A 25,149-nucleotide genomic window follows, 5' to 3' on the forward strand; every position below is an offset into this window, starting at 1 on the left:
AGAATCACCACACGCTGACGGCAATCGGCGTCGGGTTGTAACCGTTACAGGGATTGTTGAGCTGCGGACAGTTGGAGATCAGCACCAGAATGTTCATCTGCGCCACCATCTCAACATACTTACCCGGCGCGGAGATGCCATCGGCAAACGTCAGGCCGCCGTCGTGGGTCACCGGCACATTCATAAAGAAGTTAATGTTGTGCGTGATATCGCGGCGCGTCAGGCCAGACTCCGGATGCGCGGCGACCGCCAGCATCCAGCTGTCGCGGCAGGAGTGCATGTGACGCTTTTCGAGGTCATAACGCACCGTATTACTCTCGCACGAGCAGGCGCCGCCGAGCGTATCGTGACGGCCACAGGTATCGGCGGTGATGGTCAGCATCGGCCGATCAAGATTAGAACGCAGCACGCTGCCGGCCGTGAGAAACACGTTGTGCTGGCCGCGCAGCGTCTCGCTCATGCTGTAGCGCTCGGCGGTATCGTCGGCGTTGAAAAACAGCGTATCCGCCGCCTGATTGCCTTCCAGATCGGTAATGCGCAGCGTTTCTCCGGCGGCAATGCGCTGCAGCCAGTAATCACCGGCGTCGATCTGCTGCTGCAGACGCGCCTGCGCCGGGTTTCGTTCACTCTCTTTGATCATCACACTTCTCCCTGCAGTTGATAGAGGGCGTTATTGCGCAGGCCGCGCTGGTTTTCCGCGCGCTGCAGACAGATTTCCGGCAGCGGCGCGCGCTGCGCATCCAGCGTCAGCTGCAGCGGCTGACGCGGATAATCGCTTGCCGGGCTGAGCGGGTGCGGACAGGTGTGCAGCAGCACCAGCGTGTCCATGGCGAAACGCAGCCGAACCTGCGCGCCGGCTTCGCCCTGCCGCTCCAGCGTTAAGCGGCCGCTGTCATCGGCGCGTACCTGCGCAAACAGATTGAGGCAGGCCGCCATGTCGCGCTGGCCAAGTCCATATTTCGCCAGCTCGACCAGGAAGCTGTCGTAGCCGTTTTGATGGCGCAGGTTGCGCGCCTGCTGATAGTCGCTGACCCCATAGCGCGCGGTCGTTTGTGCCGCGTTCAGCGTGCCGCACACGCTCTCGTGCCAGCCGAAACTGTCGTGTTCAATGCCGCAGAAAATGCGCCCCATGTCCGAGTAGAGACAGTGGCCGGCAGTGAGCCGGAAAGTGTGCTGGCACTTGAGCGTATCCGGCGCGTTATAGCGCTCGAGCAGGTTTTCCGGGTTATAAAACAGCAGGCTGGCGCTGGCGCCGCCCTGCACATCGGTCAGCGTCAGCGCGCTGCCGCTGCGCATGACAAAAGACCAGTGCGCCCCGGCGGGCAGCAGGGTTTGGTATGGCTGCATCGTGCTCTCCTTTAAGCCACCTGCGTTGCGGACAGCACTTCAGCGGCGGGCTGAGTGCGATCCAGCGGCAGGTCGTAAGTGATAGTGGCGCCCCAGGCTTGCGGCGCGTGCGGATCGTGGCGCAGTTTGTCGAACACCAGCAGGCGTGACGCGAGGCTGAAGCCCTCTTTCAGATCGTGGGTGATCATGAAAATGGTCAGCTGATGCTGCTGCCACAGCTGTGTGATCAGCTGATGCATCTCGCTGCGAATACCGGGATCGAGCGCGCCAAAAGGTTCATCCAGCAGCAGAATGCGCGGCTGTTTCATCAGCGCCTGCGCCAGGGCCAGACGCTGCTGCATGCCGCCCGACAGCTGATGCGGATATTTGCTCTGCGCCTGTTCCAGTCCGACCTGCGCCAGCATTGCCTGCGCGCGCTGGCGAATCGCCTGACGTTTGCGTCCCCAGACGCGTCCCAGCCAGCGTGCGCTGCTGAACTCGTCAGCCAGCATTACGTTGCCCAGCACCGTCAGATGCGGAAACACCGAGTAGCGCTGAAACACCACGCCGCGATGGGCATCCGGCTCGTCGGGAATCGGTGCGCCATCCAGCAGCAGCTCGCCTTTGGTCGGCACTTCGGTGCCGAGCAGCATATTCAGAAACGTGGTTTTGCCGCAGCCTGAGGCGCCGACAATCGCCACGAACTCGCCGCGCTCGACCTGCATATTCAGCCGCTCCAGCACCACCTGATCGCCGTAGTGTTTTTCCAGATTTTTCAGTTGCAGTAAGGGCATCGCACGCTCCTTATTTGGCGTGATACCACGGCCAGCAGCGTCGGCTGACGAGCCGCAGCAGCAGGTCGAGGGCAAAGGCCAGCAGGGTAATCCACGCCACGTACGGCAGAATCACATCCATGGCCAGATAGCGGCGCATCAGGAAGATGCGGTAACCGAGGCCTTCCGTGGCCGCAATCGCTTCGGCAGCAATCAGGAACAGCCACGCCGAACAGAGCGACAGCCGCACCGCATCGCACAGGCGCGGCATCAGCTGCGGCAGAATCACCCGCCACAGAATCTGTGCGCTATGCGCACCCAGCGTCTGCGCTTTGACCAGCTGCTCCTGCGGGATTTTCTGCACCTGCAGTTGCAGATCGCGGGCGATCAGCGGCGTGATGCCGATAACGATCAGCACCACTTTGGAGACTTCGCCAAGGCCAAAGCAGATAAAGAGAATGGGCAGAATCGCCAGCGGCGGCACCAGCGCAAACAGCGTCACCAGCGGCGCCAGCACCGCGCGCACCACCGGTAGCGCGCCGGTGAACAGGCCAATTGCCAGCGCCAGCAGCGCGCTGATAGCGACACCACTCAGCAAACGCAGCAGGCTGGCGGCGGTATCGCTCCACAGCAGATATTCGCCGGTGCGCGGGCTGGGCTGAAACGCCATCCGGCTGATGGCCTCGCCCATGGCGTTGAATCCCGGCAGCAGCTTGTCTGCCGCGTTCAGGCTGAGGCGCGCATCCGACGCGAACAGATAGACCAGCAGCACCGCCAGCAGCGGCAGAATGCCAAGCAGCAGGCGGCCGAGCGGCAGCGGTTGGTAGTTGATCAATTTACGCATCGGCAGCGCCTCGCTTACAGCTGACCGGCAGCGGCCAGTTTGGTGAAGGTGTCGGTAAAGCGCAGTTTGATGTTGCCGGCATCGCCCCAGTTACCGGCCGGGGTAGCGACCCCTACCGCATCGGCCCCCGGCGCGCCTTCGCCCAGCAGGCCGTGTTTAAAGGAGAATTCGGCCACCAGCTGCATCGTGGCTTTCAGCTGCGGGCTGTCGACAAAATCCAGCGTGGTTTTGGCATCGCTGAACAGGTGTGTCGCGGCAAGCTGCTGATCAAAACCGGCCAGATCGGTACCGGATGCCTGCGCCATCTGCGTGCGCGCCGCTTTGGCACTGTCGCTCTGTCCGGCCATGCTGTGCAGCGTCTCGTACCAGGCGCCGGTCAGCGCTTTGCCGAGCTGAGGATATTTGTTGAGCGTGGCGGTGTTGACCACCAGCAGGTCGAGGATTTCGCCCGGGATCTGCGCTGAGGAGAACACCAGATGGCTGTCCGGCTGCTTCTCTGCTTCCGCCAGCAGCGGATTCCACGTGACGATGGCGTTAACGTCAGCAGTGCCAAACGCCGCCACCAGATCGGCATCGGCGGTGTTAACCACCCTGACGTCTTTCTCGCTCATGCCGGATTTCTCCAGCGCGCGCGCCAGCAGATAGTGTGAGACCGAGAGTTCGACGAGGTTGATGGGTTTGCCTTTCAGCGCGCTGACGCTGTCCGCGCCTTTAAGCAGAATGCCGTCGTTGCCGTTGGAGTAGTCGCCGACAATCAGCGCGGTGCTGTCGACGCCGCCAGTGGCCGGAATGGTCAGCGCATCCATGTTGGTCATGGTGCAGCCGTCAAAGCCACCTGCGGTGTACTGATTGACCGACTCGATATAGTCATTAACCTGCACAAACTGAATATCGATGCCGTACTTATCGGCCCACTTTTTCACAATGCCGCTTTGCTGGGCGTAATCCCACGGCATCCAGCCAGCGTAGATGGACCAGCAAAGCTTAAAGGAAGGTTTAGCGGCGGCCAGCGACGGAACGCTGAACAGGGCGACGCTGCAAATCAGCAGCAGGCGCAGACAGGCTTTAATCATGATGATTCCTCTGGCGTTAACGGACGAAAATCAGGCAGGAGGCGGCGAGCAACGTTCTCGCTTTCCTCCCGGGCTTTTTTCCCGCCGTGTAACCGTCAGAGGACGGTCGGTCACTCTCGGACCAGCATCTCGCGATCGGAACCCTAGTGACCCATTGCAAATTGTGTGGCGACGTCGGTTGCCCGCGATCGCTCCTGCATCTGCCAGAAAGCAGGCAATATCAATGCCAGGTTGCTATCAGCCTGAATTACATGCGTTATTGCACAGCGCTGCGCTTGCAGGCAGGCTGCGCTGCACAATTGTGCAGCAGGCACGCACCAGCGTGAAGCACTGCAGACCAGCCGTTGTACAGCCGGTGCCATTGCACTATTCTTTAGGACCTTTCCCAGCGAATCGAATTTAGCCATCGTCACAACAGGAGTTGAATTATGGCGTCAGGAATTTCCCGCATCTGGATGCGTAGCGGCATGCTGCTGACCGGCGTGCTACTTGTGCTGCAGCTTACCGCCTGCGGCGATAAAGAGGGCGATCAGCGCAAAGCCTTTACTGATTTTCTGCAAAACACCGTGATGCGCAGCGGTGAACATCTGCCCAGCCTGAGCGAAAACCAGAAGCAAACCTTCGGTAACTACGCCAGTGATTACGCCATCCTGTATGGCTTCTCGCAGCAGGTGAATCAGGCGGTGGATCAGGGCATGCGCCCGGTGGTTGATGAGCTGGCGGCCATTCGCGTGCCGCAGGATTATCTGACGCGCCGCGACAGCCTGCGCCAGGCGAGCGGCAATCTGAGCGTGCTGACGCAGCAGATTCAGAGCGCCAAAATGCAGGCCGACAGCAGCAAAGCCACGCTGAAGCAGCCGGACGATTTGAAGAAAGTGTACGACAGCGTGTACGCCAAAGTGGTGACGCAGCCAGCCAGCACGCTGATCCCGCTGCTGCCGCAGCTGCAGGCGCTGAGCCAGTCGGCAGTTCAGGCCGGCGATTATCTGCAGTCGCAGGGCGCACGCGTCAGCTTCAATGACGGCGGCGTTCAGTTCCCGACCCAGGAGCAGGCCACGCAATACAACACGCTGATGAGCAATCTCGCCAGCAACACGCAGGCGCTGACCCAGGCACAAAATGCCGTACAGGGTGGTTTGCAGTAAGCCGCTCAGCGGGCAGTTCTCCCCTGCCCGCTTTTTCAGATTTTCGTCACTTCCTTACATCGACTTTTTCTGTCAGCACAGAGTGTGATCTGGCGCATTTTCAACCAAAAATAGTTTGTGATCTCAATCACATTTGTGAAACAAATCGGCCCAGGTGAAAGGTGATTTTTGTCACATTTCTACCGCTGTTGCGCGCATTTTTTCGCCGGCGTTGCTTTCTTACAGGGTATTTTTGTGATCAAAGTCACCTTTAATCCCCCTGCCCACCCCAACTTAGCGTGATATGTATCACACTTTTTCCTGACGCTACGCAGTGTAATCAACTAGTGCTAGAGTCCGCGTGCATACAGTAATGCCACGGCCCCCGCCGTAACGTCTTAACAAAAACAAACGCGCTCTCTTATTGCAGCGCGTCTCAATAAGGGGTGGGTTTATGTCCTCATCAGTCAAGGTCAAGGTTCAGAGCTTTGGTCGCTTTCTAAGTAATATGGTGATGCCAAACATCGGTGCGTTTATCGCCTGGGGTATCATCACAGCACTGTTCATTCCAACCGGATGGATTCCTAACGAAACGCTGGCCAAACTGGTCGGCCCGATGATTACCTACCTGCTGCCGTTGCTCATCGGCTTCACCGGTGGTCGTCTGGTGGGTGGCGATCGCGGCGGCGTGGTCGGTGCCATCACCACCATGGGCGTGATCGTCGGTGCCGATATGCCGATGTTCCTTGGCTCGATGATTGCCGGTCCGCTGGGCGGCTGGGCGATCAAGTCGTTTGACCGCGCGGTTGACGGCAAAATCAAAAGCGGCTTCGAGATGCTGGTTAACAACTTCTCGGCCGGTATTATCGGTATGCTGCTGGCGCTGCTGGCCTTCCTCGCTATCGGTCCGCTGGTAGAAGGTCTGTCGCACATTCTCGCCGCCGGCGTAAACCTGATGGTGCAGAACAACCTGCTGCCGCTGACCTCAATCTTTGTTGAACCGGCGAAAATCCTGTTCCTCAATAACGCCATCAACCACGGTATCTTCTCGCCGCTGGGTATCCAGCAGGCCAGCGAAGCGGGCAAATCGATCTTCTTCCTGATTGAAGCGAACCCGGGTCCGGGTATGGGCGTGCTGGTTGCTTATATGATCTTCGGCCGCGGCAGCGCCAAGCAGTCTGCGGGCGGCGCAGCGATCATCCACTTCCTTGGCGGTATCCACGAAATCTACTTCCCGTACGTGCTGATGGCGCCGCGCCTGCTGCTGGCAGTAATCCTCGGCGGTATGACCGGCGTGTTCACCCTGACGCTGCTGAACGGCGGTCTGGTATCACCGGCCTCACCAGGTTCGATTCTGGCCGTACTGGCGATGACGCCAAAAGGCGCTTACTTCGCTAATATCGCGGCTATCGTTGCGGCTTTCGCCGTCTCCTTCGTGGTCTCCTCGATTCTGCTGAAAACCAGCAAAGTAAAAGAAGAAGACGACATCGAAGCGGCGACCCAGCGCATGAAAGACATGAAAGCGCAGTCAAAAGGCCAGGCCGTTGCCGGTTCACCGGTGGTAGCCGATGCCAGCAGCGTTGACGTCAGCCACGTGCGCAAAATCATCGTCGCCTGTGATGCCGGTATGGGCTCCAGCGCGATGGGCGCAGGCGTGCTGCGCAAGAAGGTGCAGGATGCGGGCCTGAGCAATATCTCTGTGACCAACAGCGCGATTAACTCGCTGCCGGGCGATGTTGATCTGGTGATTACTCACCGCGATCTGACCGAACGTGCGATGCGTCAGGCGCCACAGGCGCAGCACATCTCGCTGAACAACTTCCTCGACAGCGCGCTGTACACCAACCTTACCGAGCGTCTGGTGGCGGCGAACCGCAGCGAAGCCCACCGTGAAACGGTGCAGACCGCGCTGGCAGACAGCTATGACGACGGCAGCGCGCACTTGTTTAAACTGGGCGCTGATAACGTATTCCTCGGCCTGAGCGCCAGCAATAAAGAGCAGGCGATTCGCTTCGCCGGCGAGCAGTTGGTGAAAGGCGGCTACGTGCAGCCGGAATACGTTGAAGCGATGCTGGCGCGCGAGCAGCTGACGCCAACCTACCTCGGTGAATCCATCGCTGTGCCGCACGGCACCGTCGAAGCCAAAGACCGCGTGCTGAAAACCGGCGTGGTATTCTGCCAGTATCCGGCCGGCGTGCAGTTTGGCGATGAGCCGGACGAAGTTGCGCGACTGGTGATTGGTATTGCCGCACGCAATAACGAACACATTCAGGTGATCACCAGCCTGACCAATGCGCTCGACGACGACAGCGTAATTGAGAAGCTGGCGAACACCACCAGCGTGCAGGATGTGCTGGATCTGCTGTCTGGCAGCACTGCCAACGCGTAATTCGCGGTTTTAACTTCCCTGGGGCGGGCAAGCCCGTCCCCACTTTCCGGGGCGGACATGCCCGCCCCTTCGTCATTTGATATGGGTCAAATTTATGAAAGCGTTACATTTTGGAGCAGGTAACATCGGCCGTGGATTTATCGGTAAGCTGCTGGCGGATGCCGGTATCGAACTGGTGTTTGCTGATGTGAATCAGGTGGTGCTTGATGCCCTTAACGCCCGTCATGAGTATCCGGTTCACGTGGTGGGCGAGCAGGCGCAGGTTGAAATCGTTACCGGCGTCAGCGCGGTGAACAGCACCAGCGACGACATCGTCACGCTGATCGCTGAGGTTGATATCGTTACCACGGCGGTTGGTCCGCAGATCCTTGAGCGCATCGCGGGCAGCGTGGCGCAGGGTCTGGCCAAACGCAGTGACAACGGTAATGTCCGTCCGCTGAATATCATCGCCTGTGAAAACATGGTGCGCGGCACCAGCCAGCTGAAGCAGCACGTACTGAAGGCGCTGCCGCAGCAGTATCATGCGTGGGTTGAAGAACATGTTGGCTTTGTTGATTCGGCAGTTGACCGCATCGTGCCGCCATCTGAAGCCGGCAGCACCGATCCGCTGGAAGTTACCGTAGAAACCTTCAGCGAGTGGATCGTCGACAAAACCCAGTTTAAAGGCGCGCTGCCGGACATTCCTGGCATGGAGCTGACCGATAACCTGATGGCGTTCGTCGAGCGCAAGCTGTTTACCCTCAACACCGGCCACGCCATTACCGCTTATCTCGGCCAGCTCGCCGGTCACGCCACCATTCGCGAAGCCATTCTCGACCAGAAAGTGCGTGCCGTGGTGCAGGGCGCGATGCAGGAGAGCGGCGCGGTGCTGATCAAGCGTTATGGTTTCGATGCAGAGAAACATGCCGCGTATATCCAGAAAATCCTCACGCGTTTCGAAAACCCGTACCTGAAAGATGACGTCGAGCGCGTGGGTCGTCAGCCGCTGCGCAAGCTGAGCGCCGGCGATCGCCTGATCAAGCCGACGCTGGGCACGCTGGAGTATCAGCTGCCGCACGCCAGCCTGGTGCAGGGCATTGCCGCCGCGATGCACTATCGCAGCGAAGCCGATCCGCAGGCGCAGGAGCTGGCGTCACTGATCGCGCAGAAAGGCCCACAGGCGGCGCTGGCGGAGATTTCTGGCCTTGATGCCAATAGCGAAGTGGTGAGCTCAGTGGTGAGCGCTTACCACGCTATGGCATAATGCGCGCCCTTTAGTGGTCAATTCGGGCACGGCAGCCGCGTGCCCGTCGACGGTAGCTGAATGATGCAGGCAATAATGGAAGAGAAGCAGGCTTTTGAAAACCGGGTGCTTGAGCGGCTGAACGCCGGTCGTTCGGTGAGAAGCTTCCTGATCGCCGCTGTCGAACTGCTGGCGGAAGCAGTCAATCTGCTGGTGCTGCAGGTCTTTCGCAAAGACGACTACGCGGTGAAATATGCGGTGGAACCGCTGCTGCTGGGCGACGGCCCGCTGGGCGAGCTCTCGGTACGCCTGAAGCTCATCTACGGCCTGGGGGTGATCAATCGCCACGAATACGAAGACTGCGAGCTGCTGCTGGCGCTGCGTGAGGAGCTGAATCACGACACCAGCGACTACCGCTTTACCGACGATGAAATACTCGGCCCGTTCGGCGAACTGCACTGCGTGCTGGCCTGGCCGCCGCAACCCGATTTCACCCGCGACGACGCCGCGCTGCGCGCCATGCAGCAGCAGCGCTACCTGCAGATGGTGCGCTCCACCATGGTGCTGTCGCTGACCGAGCTGATTTCCCGTATCTCGCACAAACAGGCCTTCAAGAAGCCCGCCGTGTAACGCTTCCCCTGCGGCGCTGTCGCCACGCGCCGCTGTTCTCTCCGCCGCAGACAAAATATTACGCAGGATATTGATGCAGCGCTTTTTTTGGCGGTTGATGATTTTGCCAACAATCGTCAGATAGCGATATACTTACCCCTCCTGTGGCAAACAGACGACATCCCTATGAAATACGATACATCTGAACTCTGCGACATCTACCATGAAGAAGTGAACGTTGTTGAACCGCTTTTTTCGAACTTTGGTGGGCGCACCTCATTCGGTGGTCAAATTACCACAGTGAAATGTTTCGAAGACAACGGCCTGCTGTATGACCTGCTCGAAGAGAACGGTCGCGGTCGCGTGCTGCTGGTCGATGGTGGCGGCTCAGTGCGGCGCGCGCTGGTTGACGCACAGTTAGCAAGACTGGCGGCGCAAAACGAGTGGGAAGGCATCGTGGTGTACGGCTCGGTTCGCCAGGTCGATGAGCTGGAAGAGCTGGAGATCGGCATTCAGGCGATTGCAGCCATTCCGGCTGGCGCCGCAGGCGAAGGCATCGGCGAGAGCGACGTGCGGGTTAACTTCGGCGGCGTCACCTTCTTCTCCGGCGATCATCTCTACGCCGACAACACCGGTATGATCCTGTCTGAAGACGCGCTCGACATCGAGTAAGCGACAAACAAAAACGGGTGCCGCGGCACCCGTTGGTTTAAGCGCTGAGGCTTAAACTTCTTCCATTTTTCCCAGCAGTGCACGCAGGCGCTCCTGCCATACATGCTGCTCTTCTTTCAGGTGCTGATTTTCACGCGCCAGCGCTTCGTGATTGCCGGATGCCTGGCTCATTTCATTTTTCAGGTTATTGTTCTGCTCTTTCAGCTCTTCAATTTCCATCTGCAGCAGGGTGATGGTATCAATCGCCTGCTGTACTTTCGCTTCCAGTTTCTCGAATACTTCAAATGACATCTTTCTGACCTCTCCTAAATCGTGCAAGGCGTTGATAGACCGGGCGTGCCTTAAAATAGTGCGTCCAGCCACGATGTCCCGATTGTATGTAGCCACACCCGGCAAGTCCAGCAGCACAAGGCCTGCGAGGGAAGTCTGTAACACTTTTCAGTTTATACCTGGAAAACGCGCAACTTCGCGCATTTTGCGCGCGGTCACACGCGCGGGGTGCAGCGCAGCGGGGGTTTTTGGCCCTAAACACAGGCAAAAGACGCGAAAACGCGCATTTTTATGACACGGCACACAAAATTCGATTTCGCTATTTCTCGTTTATGCTCGTTAACGATAAATTCACATCAACCCTACATTAGAGCTGGGCGACTCAAGGATTGAGAACAAAAACTGATAAAATTTAACCTCGCTTCAGGAATTCCATTATGAGTCAGACAACGAACACACTCAAAGGTCAGTGCATCGCCGAGTTTCTCGGTACCGGTTTGATCATCTTTTTTGGTGCCGGCTGTGTGGCGGCGCTGAAGCTGGCCGGTGCCGCATTCGGCCAGTGGGAAATTTGTATCATCTGGGGTCTTGCTGTCTCCATGGCGGTTTATCTGAGCGCAGGCGTATCCGGCGCTCACCTCAATCCGGCAGTCACGGTTGCCCTGTGCCTGTTCGCCAACTTCGAAGGCCGCAAAGTTTTACCTTATATTGTGTCGCAAATCGCTGGCGCGTTCTGTGCGGCGGCGCTGGTCTACGGTCTTTACTACAATCTGTTCTTTGATTACGAAGCCAGCCACCAGATGGTACGCGGCAGCGTGCAAAGCCTCGATCTGGCCGGTATCTTCTCCACCTATCCGAACCCGCACATCACCGTGGCGCAGGCGTTCCTGGTAGAAATGGTGATTACTGCCGTGCTGATGGCGGTGATCATGGCGCTGACCGACGATGGCAACGGCGTACCGCGTGGCCCGCTGGCGCCGCTGCTGATTGGTCTGCTGGTGGCGGTGATTGGCGGTTCCATGGGTCCGCTGACCGGCTTCGCCCTGAACCCGGCGCGTGACTTCGGTCCGAAGCTGTTCGCCTTCTTCGCGGGCTGGGGTAACGTGGCGTTCACCGGTGGTAAAGATATTCCTTACTTCCTGGTGCCAATTTTTGGCCCGCTGGTCGGTGCCTGCCTCGGAGCCTTCGGTTACCGTGCGCTGATTGGCCGTCACCTGCCGGGCAACCTTGCAGAAACCAGTAAAACAGAAAAACCGGTCGCGCGCGCTGAGCAGCGTAAAGCGTAAGTTTCATCGTTAATCATCAGGAAACCATAATGACTACGACTGATAAAAAATATATTGTCGCGCTCGATCAGGGCACAACCAGCTCACGTGCCGTGGTGCTCGATCATGACGCCAACATCGTCGCCGTCTCACAGCGCGAATTCACCCAGATCTACCCGAAAGCCGGCTGGGTTGAACACGATCCGATGGACATCTGGGCCTCACAGAGCTCCACGCTGGTGGAAGTGCTGGCGCACGCTGATATCCGTTCTGACCAGATCGCCGCCATCGGTATCACCAACCAGCGTGAAACCGCGATTGTCTGGGACAAAGAGACCGGCAAACCGATTTACAACGCCATCGTCTGGCAGGATCCGCGTACCGCCGACTACTGTAACAAGCTGAAGAAAGAGGGTCTGGAAGAGTACATCCAGCACACCACCGGTCTGGTGATTAACCCGTACTTCTCCGGCACCAAGGTGAAATGGATTCTCGACCACGTGGAAGGCGCACGCGAGCGGGCGAAACGCGGCGAACTGCTGTTCGGTACCGTCGACACCTGGCTGGTGTGGAAAATGACCCAGGGCCGCGTGCATATCACCGATCACACCAACGCATCGCGTACCATGATGTACAACATCCACAAGCTGGAGTGGGATGCGCGCATGCTGGAGATTCTGGATATTCCGCGTGAAATGCTGCCGGAAGTGAAAGGATCGTCCGAAATCTACGGCCAGACCAACATTGGTGGTAAGGGCGGCACGCGTATTCCTATCGCCGGTATCGCCGGTGACCAGCAGGCTGCGCTGTATGGTCAGCTGTGTGTGCAGCCTGGTATGGCGAAAAACACCTACGGCACCGGCTGCTTTATGCTGATGAACACCGGTACCGAAGCGGTTACTTCTACTCACGGTCTGCTGACCACCATCGCCTGCGGTCCACGCGGCGAGGTGAACTACGCGCTGGAAGGTGCCGTGTTCATCGGTGGTGCGTCCATTCAGTGGCTGCGCGATGAGATGAAGCTGATCAGCGATGCGGGCGACTCCGAATACTTCGCGATGAAAGTCAAAGACACCAATGGCGTGTACATGGTGCCGGCCTTTACCGGTCTCGGCGCACCGTACTGGGACCCGTATGCGCGCGGCGCAATCTTCGGCCTGACCCGTGGTGCCAATGCCAACCACATCATTCGCGCCACGCTGGAGTCCATCGCTTACCAGACGCGTGATGTGCTGGAAGCGATGCAGAACGATGCCGATACCCGCCTGCAGTCGCTGCGCGTGGATGGCGGTGCGGTGGCCAACAACTTCCTGATGCAGTTCCAGTCCGATATTCTCGGCACGCGCGTGGAGCGTCCGGAAGTGCGCGAAGTGACTGCGCTGGGTGCGGCTTACCTCGCCGGTCTGGCGGTCGGCTTCTGGAACGATCTGGAAGAAGTTCGTGCTAAAGCTGTGGTGGAACGCGAGTTCCGTCCAAGCATTGAAACCACCGAACGCAACGTGCGCTATGCCGGCTGGAAAAAAGCCGTGGCGCGCGCCCAGGCGTGGGAAGAAGAAGAGTAACACTGTGCTGACCCGCGGCGCCCTGCCGCGGGTTTTTCCCGTCCCCCTGCCCCGCTGTGCTACACTGCCCGCCTGTTTTTTGTCAGGTGCAGACCATGAAACGAGAACTCGCGATTGAATTTTCCCGTGTGACCGAAGCCGCTGCGTTAGCGGGCTATCACTGGTTAGGACGCGGCGACAAGAATGCCGCCGACGGCGCCGCTGTCAACGCCATGCGCATTATGCTCAACACCATCAATATCGACGGCCAGATCGTGATTGGCGAAGGCGAAATAGACGAAGCACCGATGCTCTACATTGGTGAAAAAGTCGGTACCGGCCACGGCGATGCGGTGGACATTGCAGTTGATCCTATCGAAGGCACGCGTATGACTGCGATGGGCCAGGCCAACGCGCTGGCGGTGCTGGCGGTGGGCGATAAAGGCAGCTTCCTGCACGCACCTGATATGTATATGGAAAAGCTGATTGTCGGTCCGGGCGCGCGCGGCGCTATCGATCTCAACCTGCCGCTCGCCACCAATCTGCAGGCGATTGCGCAGGCGCTCAATAAACCGCTCAGCCAGCTGACGGTGTCGATTCTCGCCAAACCGCGTCACGATGCGGTCATCGCGCAGCTGCAGCAGCTGGGCGTGCGCGTGTTTGCTTTCCCGGACGGCGACGTGGCGGCCTCGATTCTTACCTGTATGCCGGACAGCGAAGTGGACGTGCTGTATGGCATCGGCGGTGCGCCAGAAGGCGTGGTGTCGGCGGCGGTGATCCGCGCCATGGATGGCGACATGCAGGCGCGCCTGCTGGCTCGTCATCAGGTCAAAGGAGATTCGGCCGAAAACCGCCGTCTGGGTGAGCAGGAGCTGGCGCGCTGTGCCGAAATGGGTATCAACGCCGGGGAAGTGCTGACGCTGCAACAGATGGCGCGTAACGATAACGTGATTTTCGCGGCGACCGGCATCACCACGGGCGATCTGCTAAAGGGCATCACGCGCCAGGGCAATATCGCCACCAGCGAAACGCTGCTGGTGCGCGGTAAATCGCGCACCATTCGCCGCATTCAGTCGATCCACTATCTGGACCGCAAAGACGCGGCGCTGCACCCTTTTATCCTGTAACCGTCTGTTTGCCGCTCTCCGGATGACGCGAGAGCGGCCACCAGCACAGCAGCATCACCAGCGACGTCACAAACATCAGCATGCCGAGGCTCGACTGATCGTGCTGCGGCAGCAGCGCTGAGAGCCACGCCACCACGCCGGAACCCAGATTCTGCAGCCCCCCAATCAGCGCACCGGCACTGCCGGCCAGCCACGCGTAGGGCTCCATCGCGCCAGAAGTTGCCAGCGGAAACAGCATGCCCGCGCCGAAGAAGAACAGCGCGGCCGGTACCAGCAGCGTCCAGATATTCATCACGCCAAACCACGCCGGCAGCCACATCAGCAGTCCCGCCAGCAGGCAGCTGTTCACGCCATACCACATCAGCGTATGCCAGGATTTCTGCTCGCGGCCGGCAAACCAGGCACCAAAAAACGCCGCCGGAATCGGCAGGATAAACAAAATACTCACCGTCAGCCCGTCCAGGCCCAGCACGCCCGCCATCAGTACGCCACAGCTGGCCTCAAATACCGCAATGCCCGCCAGCGCGCCGATCAGCAGTAGCAGATAACGCACAAAGTTGCCGTCGCTGAGCAGCGTGATGTAGCGGCGCAGAAACGGTGTCGCGGGCGCATCCACCGGACGGGTCTCCGGGAGCCAGCGGGCCATCGCCGCCGTTACGCCAACACACAGCAGCAGCAGGAAAGCAAAGCAGGCGTGCCAGCCAAACAGATGGGTCAGCAGCGCGCCGATTACCGGCGCCAGCAGCGGGCTGACCAGAATGCCCATGTTAAGCAGGCTGTTGGCCTGGCGCAGCGCAATGCCGGAGTAAAGATCGCGCGGCATGGTGCGCGCCATCACGCCAGCCACGCCGGTACCCAGTCCCTGCACCGCACTGCCCAGTACCAGCACACTCAGCGACGGCGCAAACAGGGCGATCAGCGCGCCCGCCGCAAAGATCGTCATGCCCGCGAGGATCACCGGACGCCGGCCAATGCTGTCCGACAGCGGCCCGTAGATCAGCTGCGATCCGCCGTAGGTCATCAGATAGGCCGCCATCACCTGCTGCATAGCGCCGCTGCGTACGTTAAGCGCCTCTGCCATATTCGCCATCGCGGGCACATAGATGGTCTGCGCCATCTGCCCGACCGCCACCAGCACGATCAGCATGAACAGCAGGAAGCGGTTTTGCGTATTACTCATCATCATGGAACAAAATGTCTGCCTGAGAAACAAAGTAATGACAGCACTAAACAGGGCTGCCGGAGAGTTATGGCGGCAAAAATATCAGGAATTGCGCACAAAGCGAGAGGCGTGCGTAAAGCGATAGCTCAGGCACCGTCAAGCTTCTGTACCAGGCTGTAACGTGGCCGCTACAGTTGCTGATGTGTGCGGACGATTTGTCGCAGAGAGCCCTTTACCGGCTGCGGGGCTGGAAATCTGGTGCCGGGCTGACGAAGATAGAAAGAGACCAATTATCAATCATCAGGAGCGGACATGGCAGAGTGGGTCAATGCAGAAGTAAAAGAAGTGAAAAACTGGACCGATGCACTGTTCAGCCTGCGCGTCACGGCGCCCATCGACCCTTTTACCGCCGGCCAGTTTGCCAAGCTGGCGCTGGAAGTCGACGGCGAGCGCGTGCAGCGCGCCTACTCCTACGTTAACGCGCCGCAGGATCCGCTGCTGGAGTTCTATCTGGTAACAGTGCCGGAAGGGAAGCTCAGCCCGCGTTTGCAGGCGCTGCAGCCCGGCGATCAGGTGATGGTGACCAAAGAGGCGGCCGGTTTCTTTGTGCTGGATGAGATCCCCGACTGCCAGACGCTGTGGATGCTGGCGACCGGCACGGCGATCGGCCCGTATCTGTCGATTTTGCAACAGGGCGAAGGGCTGGAACGCTTCGACAACATTGTGCTGGTACACGCTGCGCGCTATGCCGCCGACCTGAGTTTTCTGCCGCTGATGCAGCAGCTACAGCAGCGTTATCAGGGCAAGCTGCACATTCAGACGGTGGTCAGCCGCGAGCAGATGCCCGGTTCACTGCATGGCCGCGTACCGCAGCTGATCGAGAGCGGAGAACTGGAAAACGCCGTGGGCCTGCCGATGCTCGCCGATACCAGCCACGTGATGCTGTGCGGTAACCCGCAGATGGTGCGCGATACCCAGCAATTGCTGAAAGAGACCCGCGATATGCGTAAGCATTTCAAACGTAAACCCGGTCACATGACCAGCGAGCATTACTGGTAATCGTGCCGGCAGCAAAATGTCAGATTTTTCCCGGCGCGGGTTTTGACTTTCAGCGGTAAAAACCGTTCTAATCGTGGGCTAAGTGAATGATTTAGGGCCGAAGCAATGAAGAATCTGCCAGTCGCGCTGCTGCTCAGCGTCGCACTGACATTTCCCGCCTGGGCGGAGGACGCGCCCGCGCAGGATCGCAACGATCACCTGCCTGCGGCGCCGTATCTGCTGGCGGGTGCGCCCACCTTTGATATGACCATCGCGCAGTTCCGCGAAAAGTACAACGCCGCCAATCCTGACCTGCCGCTGCAGGAGTATCGCGCCATCGATAACCGCGATGACAAGAGTCACCTGACACGTGCCGCCAGCAAAATCAGCGAAACGCTGTATGCCTCTACCGCGCTGGAACAGGGCACCGGCAAGATTAAAACGCTGCAGATTACCTGGCTGCCGGTGCCGGGCCCGGATATGAAAGCGGCACAGACACGCGCCATGGATTACATGACTGCGCTACTGCGCTTTTTTGTGCCCGGTTTGTCAGCGGAAGAGGGACACAAGAAGCTCGATGGCCTGCTCAGCGCCGGCAAGGGCGCACGCTATTTTTCCCGCACCGAAGGTGCACTGCGCTTTGTGGTCGCAGACAACGGCGACAAGGGACTGACCTTCGCCGTTGAGCCCATTAAACTGGCGCTCGCTAGCCCCTGATCTCCCCGGCAAAAATGACGAAAAGCAAAGCCAGCGCCCCATTTGATCTCTATACTGTCTGGCAGACATCGCTGCCCCGATGGCAGCGCTATTTCATGAATCGCGTTATGCGGAGGAAAGAATGCGACATCCACTGGTTATGGGTAACTGGAAACTGAATGGCAGCAAGCACATGGCGGGCGAGCTGATTGAAGGCCTGCGCAAAGAGCTGTCAGGTGTGGAAGGCTGCGGTGTGGCGATTGCTCCGCCGGCGATCTATCTGGATCAGGCCAAACACGCCATTTCCGGCAGCCAGATTGCGCTGGGTGCGCAGAACGTTGACGTGAACCTGTCTGGCGCTTTCACCGGTGAAACCTCTGCCGAGATGCTGAAAGACATCGGCGCGAAATACATCATCATCGGCCACTCTGAGCGCCGCACCTACCATAAAGAGAGCGACGAGTTCATCGCGAAGAAATTCGCCGTGCTGAAGGCCGCAGGCCTGGTACCGGTGCTGTGCATCGGTGAGACCGAAGCCGAGAATGAAGCCGGCAAAACTGAAGAAGTGTGCGCACGTCAGATCGACGCCGTGCTGGAAACCCAGGGTGCAGCGGCCTTCGAAGACGCGGTTATCGCCTATGAGCCAGTCTGGGCCATCGGTACCGGCAAATCAGCGACCCCAGCGCAGGCGCAGGCAGTACACAAATTCATTCGCGACCACATCGCGAAGAAAGATGCCGCTATCGCTGAGCAGGTAATCATTCAGTACGGCGGTTCGGTTAACGACAAAAACGCCGCAGAACTGTTCACCCAGCCGGACATCGACGGCGCGCTGGTGGGCGGTGCATCTCTGAAAGCCGACGCTTTCGCGGTGATCGTCAAAGCCGCTGCAGCAGCGAAAAACGCGTAAGTTTCTCACGCAGAGAAAGGCGGCTGATGAGCCGCCTTTTTTATTGCCTTAATCGGTCGCGGTGCCACTCACTCCAGCAAACGGCACTGGTGATCCTGCAGTTCTTCCGCCGAACCGCGATTCAGCTTCAGCCAGTTGCGCTCCAGCGCCAGCAGCGCCAGGCGTCCATCCGGCAACCGGGCCAGCGCCAGCCCGTATTTGCCCATCTCACCGCGCGCATGCGGCACCTCCTCAGCCAGCCGGATAAATACGCTCTGCTGCGCCAGTTCGGCAGTGCTCAGCGTGCGAATCAGCCAGGTATGCCGCAGCAGCGTTGCCGTCTGCCACTGCGCATTCAGCTTCGGCGCCAGCGTATCCAGCTGCTGACGCACATCCGGTCGCAGGCAGGAGATATGAATGTGCAGCTGATTCTGCGTACGACCATACTGCGCGTTGATAGCCAGCGACAGCACGCGGTCGTCGACAGGCGCACCGCGCTTCTGCGCCAGCAGGCGGCGCTGCTGCCAGGCGGCAGCAAACAGGTTCGGCGTGGTGGGTTCGAGGAGGATTGGGCTCTCCATGCCGGTGATTTTTGCTATCGGCATCAGCAGATATTGCAGCGGGCCATTCAGATCTTTGAGCGTAACGTAACCCTGCGCCAGATTGACCTGCTGACAGGGGGCAGGATTACCGCGTTGCGTCATGTCCGGTACGCACTTTTCGCTGACAATCTGCCATAGCGCGTCGGCGTTTTTATGCAAATGCACCGCACCGGCGATCAGTCCGGCAATCAGAAGGATGAACGCGATAATCAGCAACGTAACACTACGGCGGCGCGCCTGCATGGCCAGATCCTCAGTGATGAGCTGTCAGCATCCTCACCTGTCGCCAGCGGAAAGTCACGGCTTTTTCCGCGCCGTAAAGCAAAACGGCCAGCGCAGGGCTGACCGTTTCGTCATGATGAAAACGCGGTTACGGTTTCATGACCTGATCGTAGCTGCCACCGTCGGCAAAGTGTGCTTTCTGCGCTTTGCTCCAGCCGCCAAACTTGTCATCAATGGTGAACAGCTTAACCGGCGCGAAGCTGCTGGCAAACTTCTTCGCCACCTCAGGATCGCGCGGGCGATAGAAGTTTTGCGCCGCGATGGTCTGGCCTTCCGGTGAGTAGAGATATTTCAGATACTCTTCCGCCACCTTACGCGTGCCCTGTTCATCCACCACTTTATCGACCACGGAGACCGTCGGTTCGGCGAGGATCGATTCGCTCGGCGTAACGATTTCAAACTTGTCTTTGCCCAGCTTATCAACGGCCAGATAGGCTTCGTTTTCCCATGCAATCAGCACATCACCGATACCGCGCTCAACGAAGGTGTTGGTCGCGCCACGTGCACCGGAATCCTGCACTTCAACGTTTTTGAACAGCGCCCGGACGTAAGCCAGCGCTTTGGCCTGGTCACCGTGGTTCTGGTCCAGCGCCCAGCCCCAGGCCGCCAGATAGTTCCAGCGTGCGCCGCCGGAGGTTTTCGGGTTTGGCGTGATAACGGAAACGCCTGGCTTAATCAGATCCGGCCAGTCATGAATGCCTTTAGGATTGCCTTTGCGTACCAGGAACACGATGGTGGAAGTATAAGGTGCCGAGTTGTCCGGCAGACGCTTGATCCAGTTTTTATCGATACGACCACGGTCAGCAATAGCATCCACGTCGGACTGCAGCGCCAGCGTCACCACATCTGCGCGGATGCCATTGATCACGGACGTCGCCTGCTTACCCGAACCGCCGTGCGACTGGCGGATCACCACGTTGTCACCGGTTTCCTGCTTGTAGTGCGCGCTAAACGCTTTGTTGTACTGCTCGTACAGCTCACGGGTTGGATCGTAAGAGACGTTTAACAGCTGAATATCCTTTGCCAGAACACTGGTTGAAGCCAGTAACAGGGTGACACCAATACTCCACTTGTTCATTGCTTGCTCTCCCGAGGTCGTTATAGAACAAGACTGACACAAAGCAATCCATGGATTAAAGAATTAAAAATAAGCTGTTATAACTATGGAGAATATAGCAAGGCATAAAAAAGGGCGCGAAAGCGATCGCGCCCGATTTATCGTTGATTAGTAGAGTTTTTTCGCGGTATCCAGCCAGTCGCGCTTGAACGGACGCTTCATGTTTTCGATAGCGTCGATGATGTCATGATGTACCATCTTCTCGTTCTGAATACCTACGCAGCGACCGCCGTAGCCCTGCAGCAGCAGCTCAATTGAATAAGCGCCCATGCGTGATGCCAGAATGCGGTCGTAAGCGCATGGCGCACCGCCGCGCTGGATGTGGCCGAGCACGGTGGCACGGGTTTCACGCTTGGTTTCCGCTTCAATAAAGTGCGCCAGATCGTCGATGTCACAGATGTGTTCGGTGATCGCCACGATGGCGTGTTTTTTACCTTTCGCGATGCCAGCCTGGATTTCTGCCACCAGCTCTTCGCGCGTGTAAGGGATTTCAGGCAGCACGATGAACTCACAGCCACCGGCGATGGCCGCCGCTAAGGTCAGGTCACCGCAGTAGCGGCCCATCACTTCTACGATGGAGATACGCTGATGCGAAGAAGAGGTGTCGCGCAGACGGTCAATCGCTTCAACTACGGTTTCCAGCGCGGTGAAATAACCGATGGTGTAATCGGTACCGGCGACGTCATTGTCGATGGTGCCCGGCAGGCCAATGCACGGGAAACCCATTTCGGTCAGGCGTTTGGCACCCATGTAAGAACCGTCACCGCCGATTACCACCAGCGCATCAATGCCGCGCTTTTTCATGTTTTCGATCGCGACCTGACGCACTTCTTCGTTGCGGAACTCCGGGAAACGCGCCGAACCGAGGAAGGTGCCGCCGCGGTTAATCATGTCCGACACGCTGTAGCGGTCGAGGTTGATCATGCGGTCTTCGTACAAACCCAGATAGCCGTCATAAATACCAAAAACTTCAAGGCCTTCACTCAGCGCGGAACGGACAACTCCGCGAATGGCTGCGTTCATGCCTGGGGCGTCGCCGCCGCTGGTCAGTACTCCGATTTTTTTGATCATGACAACCTCTGGATTGTTCAAAACTAAGGATTATTCCTGCCTGTCGATCGGTGTGGACCAGCTCGCGATCGCACGGCTTAATAGTTGCAGATAGTATATCAAAGGCTTGATGCTGAATTGATTCAGGTCAGACAAGTTTTCGCTAATTTTTTACAGAGTTGTTAGCGTTACGTCATTTTTTTCACGCAATGCTATGTTTTATAACGGCTAAAACTGAAAAAACCCCTGCTGATTTTGCGGCACGACAGAACAGGGGTCCTGATGAATGATCACATCTGAGCCGGGAAATTTTTGCCGTAATGCCTGCTCAATTTGATCCGCCACCTGATGCGCCTGCACCAGCGGGAGATGATCGTCCATCTCCAGATGAAGCTGAATAAACCGCGTCGGGCCGGACTGCCGCGTACGTAACGCATGGGCACCGCGTACGCCGGGCCAGTGGCTTACCAGCGCGATAATCGCCTGTTTTTCCTGCTCCGGCAACGCACGATCCAGCAGCGACTGCACCGCTTCATAGCCCATGCGCAGCGCGTTATAGAGGATATATACGCCGATGCCGAGCGCAAACAGCGCATCCGCACGCTTAAAACCATAACTGCTTAAGCCCAGCGCCACCAGAATCGCACCGTTCATCACCACATCCGACTGATAATGCAGCATGTCCGCGCGAATCGCCTGGCTGCGGGTACGCCGCACCACCCAGCGCTGAAAAGCGACCAGCACCAGCGTGGAGCTGAGGGCGATCAGCGTCACGACTACGCCCACCAGCGGCGCGCGCAGCGTTTCCGGCGTGGCCAGATGCTGCAGCCCGGTAAGAAACAGAAACAGCGCCGATCCGGAGATAAACATGCTTTGCGCCAGTGCCGCCAGCGATTCCGCTTTACCGTGACCAAAGGTGTGATCGTCATCGGCAGGCTGCAGTGAATAGCGCACCACCAGCAGATTGGTCAGTGACGCGGCGATATCGACCAGCGAATCCACCAGCGCCGCCAGCACGCTGACCGAACCGGTGTACCACCAGGCGAAAATTTTCACGATCAGCAACAGCGTTGCCAGCGTGGTCGCCGCCAGCGCCGCGCGGTTTACCAGTTTTGCGTAGGAAGGTTCCATGCCTTGCCTCGTCAGGCGCTGCAGCACGCCATGCAGTGGAAAATGGCTCAAGTTTATCACCGTCCCGTGCAGACTGCGTGACAGGATAGCGAAACGGATGCAGTTTGCCCGCGAATTCAGGGCAAAAAAAACCCCGCCATCATGGCGGGGAAGACAGGGATGGTGTCTATGGCAAGGAAAACAGGGATACTATGTTACTGGTTACTGCTGGTACTACTCACTGCTTGCAGCGGTGATGATGGCTGCAATCCGGAGAGCCGACGCGCTTCACTCAGGCGCCGCTCAAAATTCTTCTGCAATGTCGCTTGCTGTGCAGGCGTTAGCAGGTGATACATCTGATTACGAACCCGGGCCATCTCGATTTGCAGTTCTACCTGCTCGCGGGCCTGTTTCTCTGCCTGCTGGCGGATAGCCGATTCGTTAAATTTGTCTGCAATGACAAGGTCATGCATAGTTTCTATGTCCTGAACGCTTAACACCGGGCGTTCATGGCGCGCTTGCTGCATCAGGTCGCGCATCTGTTGCCGCTGTTGTTCAGTCAGCTCAATGCCATCGAACATGTGGCTTTGCGGATTTTGCGTCATACTGCCTGTCGTCAATCCGCCGTTATGATGCATCTCGTCAATCGTCGTCGTGTCTGCTGCTTCTGCGCTGGCGTGACTGAGAACCATCGCTGAGGCAAAGACGACGGCGGTTAAGTAGCGCATCGTTTACTCCCGGTTCGTTCCGTTTTGCGATTCAACGAGAGCTAGTGTACGGCGACAGCTGCAAACATCCGTCAGGGGGTGTAAAACTACGTAAAGCGTTGGATTGCCACTATAGGAACACGGTATTTTGCCTGCGGAGGGCAACAAAAAATGAATAAAATCCTGTTGGTTGATGACGACCGCGAATTGACTTCGCTGCTTAAAGAACTGCTTGAAATGGAAGGTTTTGAGGTGATTGTCGCCAGCGATGGCGAGCAGGCGCTCAATCTGCTGGACAACACCGTCGACCTGCTTTTGCTCGATGTCATGATGCCGAAGAAGAACGGTATCGACACGTTAAAAGAGCTACGCCAGCAACATCAAACCCCTGTCATCATGCTAACCGCCCGCGGTAGCGAGCTGGACCGCGTTCTGGGCCTGGAACTGGGCGCGGATGACTATCTGCCAAAGCCGTTCAACGATCGCGAACTGGTGGCGCGTATCCGTGCGATTCTGCGCCGTTCAAACTGGAGCGAACAGCAGCAACAGCACGATAACAGCTCACCGACGCTGGAAGTGGATTGCCTGCGCCTGAATCCGGGCCGTCAGGAAGCCAGCTTCGACAGCGAAACGCTGGATCTCACCGGCACCGAGTTCACCCTGCTCTACTTACTGGCGCAGCATCTTGGCCAGGTGGTGTCACGCGAGCATCTCAGCCAGGAAGTGCTGGGCAAGCGCCTGACGCCGTTTGACCGCGCTATTGATATGCACATCTCTAACCTGCGTCGTAAGCTGCCGGAACGTCGTGATGGTCATCCGTGGTTCAAAACTCTGCGCGGACGCGGCTATCTGATGGTTTCGGCATCATGATTGGAAGTTTGACTACCCGCATCTTCGCCATCTTCTGGCTCACCCTGGCGCTGGTGTTGATGCTGGTACTGATGGTGCCCAAACTCGATTCGCGCCAGATGACCTCACTGATGGAGAGCGAACAGCGCCAGGGTACCATGATTGAGCAACACGTTGAGGCGGAGCTGTCACAGGATCCGCCCAACGACCTGATGTGGTGGCGCCGGCTGTTTCGCGCCATCGACAAATGGGCACCGCCCGGTCAGCGCCTGCTGCTGGTGACCAGCGAAGGACGGGTGATCGGTGCGCAGCACAATGAAATGCAGGTGATCCGCAACTTTATCGGCCAGTCTGATAATGCCGATCATCCGCAGAAGAAAAAGTATGGCCGCGTCGAGATGGTCGGTCCCTTCGCGGTGCGCGACGGCGAAGACAATTACCAGCTGTATCTGATCCGTCCCGCCACCAGTTCCCAGCTCGATTTCGTCAACCTGCTGTTTGACCGTCCTCTGCTGCTGCTCATCGTCACGATGTTAATCAGCTCACCGCTGCTGCTGTGGCTGGCGTGGAGCCTGGCGCGTCCGGCACGCAAACTAAAACATGCCGCGGATGAAGTGGCTAGCGGAAATTTGCGTCAGCATCCGGAACTGGAATCGGGCCCGCAGGAATTTCTCGCTGCCGGCTCCAGTTTCAACCAGATGGTGAGCGCGCTCGAACGCATGATGACGGCACAGCAGCGTCTGCTGTCGGATATCAGCCATGAATTACGCACGCCGCTGACGCGTCTGCAGCTGGCGACGGCGCTACTGCGCCGGCGTCATGGCGAAGGCAAAGAGCTGGAGCGCATTGAGACCGAAGCGCAGCGTCTGGACGGCATGATCAACGACTTGCTGGTACTGTCGCGCACCCAGCACAAGAACGCGCTGGTGAGCGAAGCGATGAAGGCCAACCAGCTGTGGAATGGCGTGCTGGAAGATGCCAAATTCGAAGCGGAGCAGATGGGTAAAACCATGGACGTGCCCTATCCGCCCGGTCCATGGCCGCTGTACGGCAACCCGCATGCGCTGGAAAGCGCGCTGGAGAACATTGTGCGTAACGCGCTGCGCTATTCACACACGCACATCAGCGTTAGCTTTGCGGTGGATATTCAGGGCATTACCGTGCACGTGGACGACGACGGTCCCGGCGTCAGCCCGGAAGATCGCGAGCAGATTTTCCGTCCGTTCTACCGCACCGATGAAGCGCGTGACCGTGAATCCGGCGGCACCGGGCTCGGGCTGGCGATTGTCGAAACCGCCGTGCAACAGCACCGCGGCTGGGTGAAAGCCGATGACAGCCCGTTAGGCGGTCTGCGCCTGACGCTGTGGCTGCCGCTGTACTCCGCCCGGCAATAATTTGCTATGCTGCGGCCC

Annotated in this window: 25 protein-coding genes and 1 riboswitch; of the genes, 13 read left to right on the forward strand and 12 right to left on the reverse strand. The window is 58.4% G+C overall.

The window, feature by feature from the left end; all coding sequences use genetic code 11:
• Positions 1-4: 4 nt before the first annotated feature.
• Genes AC6I8F_RS18795 through AC6I8F_RS18815 form a run of 5 tightly spaced genes read right to left on the reverse strand, consistent with a single transcriptional unit; the run spans position 5 to position 4,016 of the window.
• The gene (locus tag AC6I8F_RS18795; RefSeq protein WP_021507029.1) at positions 5-640 is read right to left on the reverse strand and encodes an urea amidolyase associated protein UAAP2; all 636 of its coding nucleotides are present in this window, start codon (positions 638-640) and stop codon (positions 5-7) included.
• Positions 640-1,347, reverse strand: coding sequence for an urea amidolyase associated protein UAAP1 (locus tag AC6I8F_RS18800; protein WP_498028349.1), 708 nt, complete (start codon positions 1,345-1,347; stop codon positions 640-642). The genes AC6I8F_RS18795 and AC6I8F_RS18800 overlap by 1 nt, the downstream gene beginning before the upstream one ends.
• A gap of 11 nt (positions 1,348-1,358) precedes the next feature.
• On the reverse strand, positions 1,359-2,120 hold the full coding sequence (locus tag AC6I8F_RS18805) for an ABC transporter ATP-binding protein (protein WP_498028350.1): 762 nt from the start codon (positions 2,118-2,120) through the stop codon (positions 1,359-1,361).
• Between the two features lie 10 nt (positions 2,121-2,130).
• A complete protein-coding gene (locus AC6I8F_RS18810) occupies positions 2,131-2,943 on the reverse strand; it encodes an ABC transporter permease (protein ID WP_058771035.1) in 813 nt (270 codons plus the stop codon).
• Positions 2,944-2,957: 14 nt separating this feature from the next.
• The gene (locus AC6I8F_RS18815) at positions 2,958-4,016 is read right to left on the reverse strand and encodes a putative urea ABC transporter substrate-binding protein (RefSeq protein WP_058758070.1); all 1,059 of its coding nucleotides are present in this window, start codon (positions 4,014-4,016) and stop codon (positions 2,958-2,960) included.
• Between the two features lie 63 nt (positions 4,017-4,079).
• A riboswitch (guanidine-I (ykkC/yxkD leader) is annotated at positions 4,080-4,174 on the reverse strand.
• Between the two features lie 270 nt (positions 4,175-4,444).
• Here AC6I8F_RS18815 and AC6I8F_RS18820 point away from each other — a divergent pair.
• The 5 genes from AC6I8F_RS18820 to rraA all read left to right on the forward strand — a co-directional run bounded on the left by AC6I8F_RS18820 (position 4,445) and on the right by rraA (position 10,032).
• Positions 4,445-5,161: a DUF3053 domain-containing protein gene (locus AC6I8F_RS18820; RefSeq protein ID WP_010616539.1), complete on the forward strand. Its 717-nt coding sequence runs from the start codon at positions 4,445-4,447 to the stop codon at positions 5,159-5,161.
• Between the two features lie 433 nt (positions 5,162-5,594).
• Complete coding sequence (locus tag AC6I8F_RS18825; protein WP_058771034.1) at positions 5,595-7,529, forward strand: PTS mannitol transporter subunit IICBA; 1,935 nt, start codon at positions 5,595-5,597, stop codon at positions 7,527-7,529.
• Between the two features lie 94 nt (positions 7,530-7,623).
• A complete protein-coding gene (mtlD, locus tag AC6I8F_RS18830) occupies positions 7,624-8,772 on the forward strand; it encodes a mannitol-1-phosphate 5-dehydrogenase (RefSeq protein ID WP_021507035.1) in 1,149 nt (382 codons plus the stop codon).
• 60 nt (positions 8,773-8,832) lie between these two features.
• Entirely contained in the window at positions 8,833-9,381 is a 549-nt protein-coding gene (gene mtlR, locus AC6I8F_RS18835) for a mannitol operon repressor MtlR (protein ID WP_193717991.1), read from the forward strand.
• 165 nt (positions 9,382-9,546) lie between these two features.
• Positions 9,547-10,032: a ribonuclease E activity regulator RraA gene (rraA, locus tag AC6I8F_RS18840; protein WP_021507037.1), complete on the forward strand. Its 486-nt coding sequence runs from the start codon at positions 9,547-9,549 to the stop codon at positions 10,030-10,032.
• 51 nt (positions 10,033-10,083) lie between these two features.
• Here the strand turns inward: rraA and zapB are convergent, their stop codons facing one another.
• Positions 10,084-10,323 (reverse strand): cell division protein ZapB, encoded by a 240-nt coding sequence (zapB, locus tag AC6I8F_RS18845; protein ID WP_021507038.1) that lies wholly within the window; start codon positions 10,321-10,323, stop codon positions 10,084-10,086.
• Between the two features lie 416 nt (positions 10,324-10,739).
• Here zapB and AC6I8F_RS18850 point away from each other — a divergent pair, with 416 nt between their 5' ends.
• From AC6I8F_RS18850 to glpX, 3 genes are all read left to right on the forward strand, one after another.
• The gene (locus AC6I8F_RS18850) at positions 10,740-11,588 is read left to right on the forward strand and encodes an MIP/aquaporin family protein (RefSeq protein ID WP_021507039.1); all 849 of its coding nucleotides are present in this window, start codon (positions 10,740-10,742) and stop codon (positions 11,586-11,588) included.
• 29 nt (positions 11,589-11,617) lie between these two features.
• Positions 11,618-13,129, forward strand: a complete 1,512-nt coding sequence (glpK, locus tag AC6I8F_RS18855) for a glycerol kinase GlpK (protein WP_021507040.1) — start codon at positions 11,618-11,620, stop codon at positions 13,127-13,129.
• Positions 13,130-13,224: 95 nt separating this feature from the next.
• Positions 13,225-14,235 carry a class II fructose-bisphosphatase gene (glpX, locus tag AC6I8F_RS18860; protein WP_021507041.1) on the forward strand — a complete coding sequence of 337 codons (1,011 nt, stop codon included), beginning with the start codon at positions 13,225-13,227 and terminating at the stop codon, positions 14,233-14,235.
• Here glpX and emrD read toward each other — a convergent pair.
• Complete coding sequence (gene emrD, locus AC6I8F_RS18865) at positions 14,225-15,418, reverse strand: multidrug efflux MFS transporter EmrD (RefSeq protein WP_274526771.1); 1,194 nt, start codon at positions 15,416-15,418, stop codon at positions 14,225-14,227. The genes glpX and emrD overlap by 11 nt on opposite strands.
• 291 nt (positions 15,419-15,709) lie before the next feature.
• On the opposite strand from emrD, the gene fpr reads away from it, so the two are divergent.
• The 3 genes from fpr (at position 15,710) to tpiA (ending at position 18,041) form a co-directional block, all read left to right on the forward strand.
• Positions 15,710-16,456, forward strand: a complete 747-nt coding sequence (gene fpr / locus AC6I8F_RS18870) for a ferredoxin--NADP(+) reductase (RefSeq protein WP_021507043.1) — start codon at positions 15,710-15,712, stop codon at positions 16,454-16,456.
• Between the two features lie 105 nt (positions 16,457-16,561).
• Positions 16,562-17,152, forward strand: coding sequence for a YiiQ family protein (locus AC6I8F_RS18875; RefSeq protein WP_058771031.1), 591 nt, complete (start codon positions 16,562-16,564; stop codon positions 17,150-17,152).
• A gap of 121 nt (positions 17,153-17,273) precedes the next feature.
• Positions 17,274-18,041 (forward strand): triose-phosphate isomerase, encoded by a 768-nt coding sequence (tpiA, locus tag AC6I8F_RS18880; RefSeq protein ID WP_058771030.1) that lies wholly within the window; start codon positions 17,274-17,276, stop codon positions 18,039-18,041.
• A 68-nt stretch (positions 18,042-18,109) separates the two neighbouring features.
• Here tpiA and AC6I8F_RS18885 read toward each other — a convergent pair whose 3' ends face one another.
• From AC6I8F_RS18885 to cpxP, 5 genes are all read right to left on the reverse strand, one after another.
• A complete protein-coding gene (locus tag AC6I8F_RS18885) occupies positions 18,110-18,865 on the reverse strand; it encodes a CDP-diacylglycerol diphosphatase (RefSeq protein ID WP_058771029.1) in 756 nt (251 codons plus the stop codon).
• A gap of 127 nt (positions 18,866-18,992) precedes the next feature.
• A complete protein-coding gene (locus AC6I8F_RS18890; protein WP_021507046.1) occupies positions 18,993-19,982 on the reverse strand; it encodes a sulfate ABC transporter substrate-binding protein in 990 nt (329 codons plus the stop codon).
• 147 nt (positions 19,983-20,129) lie between these two features.
• Positions 20,130-21,092, reverse strand: a complete 963-nt coding sequence (pfkA, locus tag AC6I8F_RS18895; protein ID WP_021507047.1) for a 6-phosphofructokinase — start codon at positions 21,090-21,092, stop codon at positions 20,130-20,132.
• Positions 21,093-21,299: 207 nt separating this feature from the next.
• The gene (fieF, locus tag AC6I8F_RS18900; protein WP_058775485.1) at positions 21,300-22,202 is read right to left on the reverse strand and encodes a CDF family cation-efflux transporter FieF; all 903 of its coding nucleotides are present in this window, start codon (positions 22,200-22,202) and stop codon (positions 21,300-21,302) included.
• A gap of 194 nt (positions 22,203-22,396) precedes the next feature.
• Positions 22,397-22,909 carry a cell-envelope stress modulator CpxP gene (gene cpxP / locus AC6I8F_RS18905; RefSeq protein WP_260641753.1) on the reverse strand — a complete coding sequence of 171 codons (513 nt, stop codon included), beginning with the start codon at positions 22,907-22,909 and terminating at the stop codon, positions 22,397-22,399.
• A gap of 150 nt (positions 22,910-23,059) precedes the next feature.
• Here cpxP and cpxR point away from each other — a divergent pair, with 150 nt between their 5' ends.
• Positions 23,060-23,758, forward strand: a complete 699-nt coding sequence (gene cpxR / locus AC6I8F_RS18910) for an envelope stress response regulator transcription factor CpxR (protein WP_007885339.1) — start codon at positions 23,060-23,062, stop codon at positions 23,756-23,758.
• Entirely contained in the window at positions 23,755-25,131 is a 1,377-nt protein-coding gene (gene cpxA, locus AC6I8F_RS18915; RefSeq protein WP_031279625.1) for an envelope stress sensor histidine kinase CpxA, read from the forward strand. Before cpxR ends, cpxA begins: the two co-directional genes overlap by 4 nt.
• The last annotated feature ends 18 nt before the right edge of the window (positions 25,132-25,149 follow it).

It is taken from the genome of gamma proteobacterium symbiont of Axiagastus rosmarus (assembly GCF_059730925.1).